Origin of the sequence: Moorena sp. SIO3B2, from assembly GCF_010692525.1 — a bacterium.
Lineage (GTDB): Bacteria > Cyanobacteriota > Cyanobacteriia > Cyanobacteriales > Coleofasciculaceae > Moorena > Moorena producens.
In genome coordinates, this window is the sequence record NZ_JAAHHE010000434.1 from 1 (window position 1) to 4,517 (window position 4,517).

Below are 4,517 nucleotides of genomic sequence, written 5' to 3' on the forward strand. Positions count from 1 at the left end.
TCTACATTCTCAATTCTAAAAAATTTTTACCTTATCCAATTAAAAACCGGTATCATGTCATGGCAAATGTATTAAGAATTCTGTTTAAGCAAGATAGCTATCTCAAGCAAGAGCCGATTCAATCGTCGCAATTGCCTGATAATAAACGTCAGATGGTACCAGCAGGTACTCTATTAGTACTTCGCTATTATGGTCAGGAATCTGGCAATCACATTAAAATGGGTTTAAAAGATATTGCGTTTAAGGGGTTCAGTGGTGATTGGTATGCCTTTGAAGACCATGTAGCAATTATGATGGAGAGTATTCAACCGGTAGAGACGGTTAGTAATGTAGTCTCTAAACAAGAGGATAAGACTGCTTTCAACATTCCTATTTATCAGAATACCTTAGTCAATCAACCGGTTTTACTTAACCTTTTCTTTAATCAAGATACGGTAATTAAGCGAGCTCCTATTCAATCTAATATGTTGAATGAAGTATCAAAGCAGGAAATTCCAGCAGGCACTGAATTGGTGATTGTTACTGATCAAGCTAATGCTGATAATACCATTAAGTTTACTGTGGAGGAGAATCACGTAAAATTTAGCCTGAAAGATCTGGAATTCAAGGGCTTTAGTGAAGATTGGTATGCCTTTGCTGGACATGTTGGTATTCAAGGAATGGGCTAATTACTCTTAAAAATCTGAATCATCACTCAGCGTCTCAATCAACAAATCCATCTGTTGCTGTCGCTGATCCAAAAAATATTCACATTCATGGAGATATTCGACAGCAGCGGAGAACTGATCAAACACGTCGGCTAGTGCTAGTTCTCCCGTTTCTATTTGCCTAATGATAGTTTCCACTTTAGCCACCGTCGCTTCATAGTTCCAGGTTTCTCCAGAAGGGATTTCAGTTAGGTTTGAATCAGTTAGGTTTGAATCAGTTAGGTTTGAATCAGGTTGAGTTTCCATAGATAGTAATTCTCAATGGGGTAAGGTACAGAATTTTTGGATTTTAGGGAATCGGGAACAGGGAATCGGGAACAGGGAATCGGTAATCGGGAATTGGGAATCGGGAATCGGTAATCGGTAATCGGGAGAAGAGGCAAGAGGCATAACCCACCCCTAACCCATCCCAGGAGAGGAATAGAGGCAATAGTTAATAAAGTATATAGCAATTCTAAGACTTATGAGGTAAAGTAACAGCAGTCAGTAAACCAATTATGACAATCGGACTTAGTGACTTTTAAGGCACATTCCACACCCTCAACTGTGATACCAGCCATAGAGAACAATTGAACTAAACATAAATACTAAAAGTAGCCCCTTTAAATAAAATCAACGTTCCGACTCCGTTGCTATGCTCCTTGAAGCAAGCAAAAATAAGAAGTCTCGTGGAAAAGAAGTCCAATCACGTTTGCTTCTATTTTAACCTGATTTAGATGGGATTGCCCTATAAAAAAATGCTAGAAACTGTATTTAATCTACCACTTCAGCAAAGACAAAATATAGCCATTATTGGAGCCGGTGCTATGGGAGTCTCAACAGCATGTATTTTAGCTAAATTAGGTATCGCCAAAGTATCGGTTTTTGAAGCTGAATCAAAAGTTTTTAATAAAAATGGAGCTTCTCTCAATAATACAGGTATTTTGCATCATTTTGTTTATGGTGCACATAAAAAGACACTGGAACATTTATTCAAACAAAGTATTTTATTTAAACAATTAATGCCTGAGTATGTTTTTGTAGATAGCTATGTTAATTATTTAGTACCCAATGAAATAGGAAACACTGCTATTAACCAAGAAGGGATAACTTATAAAGATGTTGCTGCTGCTTTGGTTGAAATTTATCAGCAACATTTAAAATACTCTCATAATGAAGCTATTTTTGGCAAGCCAGAAGACTTAGTAAAGATACTAGATCAAGAAGCCATCAAACCCTTACTTGGAAATTTCGATCCGGCCAAACAGGACATCGCTGGTGCAGTCAAAGTTAGGCAATTTGTCTTAAATATTGCCGAATATGTTTGTCACATGATCAATCTGTTTAATTTTCTTGTTAGAGAAAATTTTGTTGACATTCACTACAATAAGGAAGTACGTAATATTGCCATCAATAGTCAAAACTTCGAGTTAAAGATAAATCACAATAATCAACTTTATTTCGATACGATAGTTAATGCTGGTTATGCCAAGGGTTTGGGCATTCCGATTCCAGAACTAAAATTTGAGCAATATATCGAAGGAAATCTAGTAAAGCTAAAAGTTTATGGACTATACAAGATTTCCTCAGACTTGAAAAAACAGTTTCCAGAAATCGAAAAAAGTTTTTCTAGTACTATGCTCATTCGAGGTCAATATGGTGGAATAATTAAAGTCGGATACGATCATCTGGCAATTTTTTCTGGTCGAGAATATAACCAGGCAGAATTAGATATTCCCTTGGCCGAAAATCCGAAAACTATTCCTAGGGAATGGTTGGATAATTTGGAAAAAATAACTGGTAGAACGGAAGCAGAAATGTTGAGCACAATTAAGCAGGATATTTCTCGCTGGATTCCTTGGGCTAAGGGATTGGAAAATATTAAGCTCAAAAAAGCGGTTCAAGTTTATCCTGGTAGAAAAACTATCGATGAGGTAGATGCTGCCAAACGAGATGATAATCCTATTCGTTATCTATATCACCATAAAAATGGGGGTAAATATATTCATATTCCTGGGTTTAAATTAACTTCTATTCCTTACAATGCATTTCAGGTTGTTCTCGAAATACTATCAACTTATGTATGCCAGGGTATTCTTACCCAAGAGCAAGTAGATAAGCACATAGCTATTGACCAAAATCAGCACATAATTCTCTCCCCTGAAATGGAATCTGCTCTTGGTAAAAATCTATCTCAATTGGCGGTTTCTGAAAGAGAAAAAATTATTGATGATTGGGGTATTTACTAGCAAATTATTTAGTGCAATTCTACTACCCATGAGGTAGTAGAATTTCTATAGTTAAGTAATGAACTAAATGTGAAAACCGATACCATATTTTATCGCCTGTTTCAATCGTTTCCCAGCATCTTTTTTGAATTAATTAACCATTCCCCTACAGAAGCACAAGCTTATCAATTCGCTTCTGTAGAAGTCAAACAACTAGCATGCAAGAATTGATGGGGTATTCCTGCCCACAATCACCACAGCCCAACAACCAATTTATTTTGTAGAAGTCCAATTTCAGAGGGACTCTCAATTTTACTCCCGGTTTTTTAGTGAAATTTTTCTGTACTTAGACAAAACCGAACTCAGCAATGATTGGCGTGGTGTGGTGATTTACCCTAGCCGCAATGTGGAGAAAGGAGCTACTTTTAGGTATCGAGAATTACTCGATTCTCCAAGGGTATCTCGGATTTATCTCGATGAATTAGCCGAGACCTCTGCACCATCGGTGGGTATCTCCACAGTACAGCTAATTGTCACTGAGGAAGATTCTGCCATTGCATTTGCTCAAGACTTGATTCAACGAACCACTGAGGAGGTGGAGAATGAACGACAAAAGCGAGAACTTCTACAATTAATAGAGACCATACTGGTGTATAAGTTACCCAAACTCAGTCGCACGGAGATCGAAGCCATGTTTAGCTTAAGTGATTTACGGCAAACCAAAGTTTATCAGGAGGCAAAAGCCGAAGGTATACAGGAGGGGAGACTTGAAGGTGAAATTCAAGGCAAATTAAAGTCGATACCTCGGTTATCGAAAATAGGAGAGTTTGAGAGGGGAAAGAATACCCAGTCCTCTTAGGTCGGGGATGAATTTCCCCTCTCAAGTGGCGTAAGCCACAATCTGTTAACTAGGCAATACACCGGCTTTTCCCAAGGCTTCCAAATATTCGGAGAGACTTACACCGGCAACGGAAGCTAATCGCTTCAGTCCGTTCCATGCCTTATCCGTCACTCTAATGGTATGTGCTCTTTTGGGTTCCCCGTGAATACAGGGTCTTCCCATTTTTTTTGTTTCTGTTTTAGCCATTTCCTGGTCACTTTACGATTCTATAATCTACAATTAAGATAGCACGGACAAAGAGGTCGATACCATGCAATACGGATACGTCTACAAGCTCATTCCAAGTTCTCAGCAGATGACTGTCATGAATCGGTGGCTGGATATGCTGTTAGCGCAGTACAACTATCTGTTAAGGGATAGGAATGATTCCTATGAGCAGGTTAAGTCACCTAAAATGGGGAATTACTGCGACTTGAGGACTCGTGGAGAGGCGTGTCCGTTGACTTGCTCGGTCAATAAGTCAACCTCTGTTGGTTATCCTTGGAAGAAAAGCCAGAAAAATCCTAGACGTAGTGTTTATGAGGTTCAAAGTTCTACTCTTCCAACTTTAAAAAAAGAACGCCCTTGGTACAAAGAAATACGTGCGACTCGTTGGCTAGAAACCTTACCTAATAAAAGGTATGGGGGATTAGCCGCAAGGTAACAGAACCTTGACAACTTGATAACCATGTTGGTGAAATACCAACCCTCGTGAAATCCGAG

6 protein-coding genes and 1 pseudogene are annotated in these 4,517 nt (G+C 38.5%); 4 read left to right on the plus strand and 3 right to left on the minus strand.

What is annotated here, in order from left to right; translation table 11 throughout:
* Positions 1-668: hypothetical protein (locus tag F6K38_RS35455; protein ID WP_287359771.1), on the plus strand; the 668-nt coding region annotated here is incomplete at its 5' end.
* 6 nt (positions 669-674) lie between these two features.
* Here the strand turns inward: F6K38_RS35455 and xseB are convergent.
* Positions 675-953 carry an exodeoxyribonuclease VII small subunit gene (xseB, locus tag F6K38_RS35460; protein ID WP_083373696.1) on the minus strand — a complete coding sequence of 93 codons (279 nt, stop codon included), beginning with the start codon at positions 951-953 and terminating at the stop codon, positions 675-677.
* A 12-nt stretch (positions 954-965) separates the two neighbouring features.
* Complete coding sequence (locus F6K38_RS35465) at positions 966-1,097, minus strand: hypothetical protein (RefSeq protein ID WP_267875608.1); 132 nt, start codon at positions 1,095-1,097, stop codon at positions 966-968.
* Positions 1,098-1,444: 347 nt separating this feature from the next.
* On the opposite strand from F6K38_RS35465, the gene F6K38_RS35470 reads away from it, so the two are divergent.
* Both F6K38_RS35470 and F6K38_RS35480 read left to right on the plus strand, forming a co-directional pair.
* Positions 1,445-2,935, plus strand: coding sequence for an FAD-dependent oxidoreductase (locus tag F6K38_RS35470; RefSeq protein WP_287359772.1), 1,491 nt, complete (start codon positions 1,445-1,447; stop codon positions 2,933-2,935).
* Positions 2,936-3,004: 69 nt separating this feature from the next.
* Positions 3,005-3,737, plus strand: a pseudogene (locus F6K38_RS35480) (Rpn family recombination-promoting nuclease/putative transposase); the annotation flags it as partial.
* Between the two features lie 81 nt (positions 3,738-3,818).
* Here F6K38_RS35480 and F6K38_RS35485 read toward each other — a convergent pair.
* The gene (locus tag F6K38_RS35485) at positions 3,819-3,977 is read right to left on the minus strand and encodes a hypothetical protein (RefSeq protein WP_287255774.1); all 159 of its coding nucleotides are present in this window, start codon (positions 3,975-3,977) and stop codon (positions 3,819-3,821) included.
* 88 nt (positions 3,978-4,065) lie between these two features.
* Between F6K38_RS35485 and F6K38_RS35490 the strand changes: the two genes are divergently transcribed.
* Entirely contained in the window at positions 4,066-4,458 is a 393-nt protein-coding gene (locus F6K38_RS35490) for a helix-turn-helix domain-containing protein (protein ID WP_287359774.1), read from the plus strand.
* Positions 4,459-4,517 lie beyond the last annotated feature (59 nt).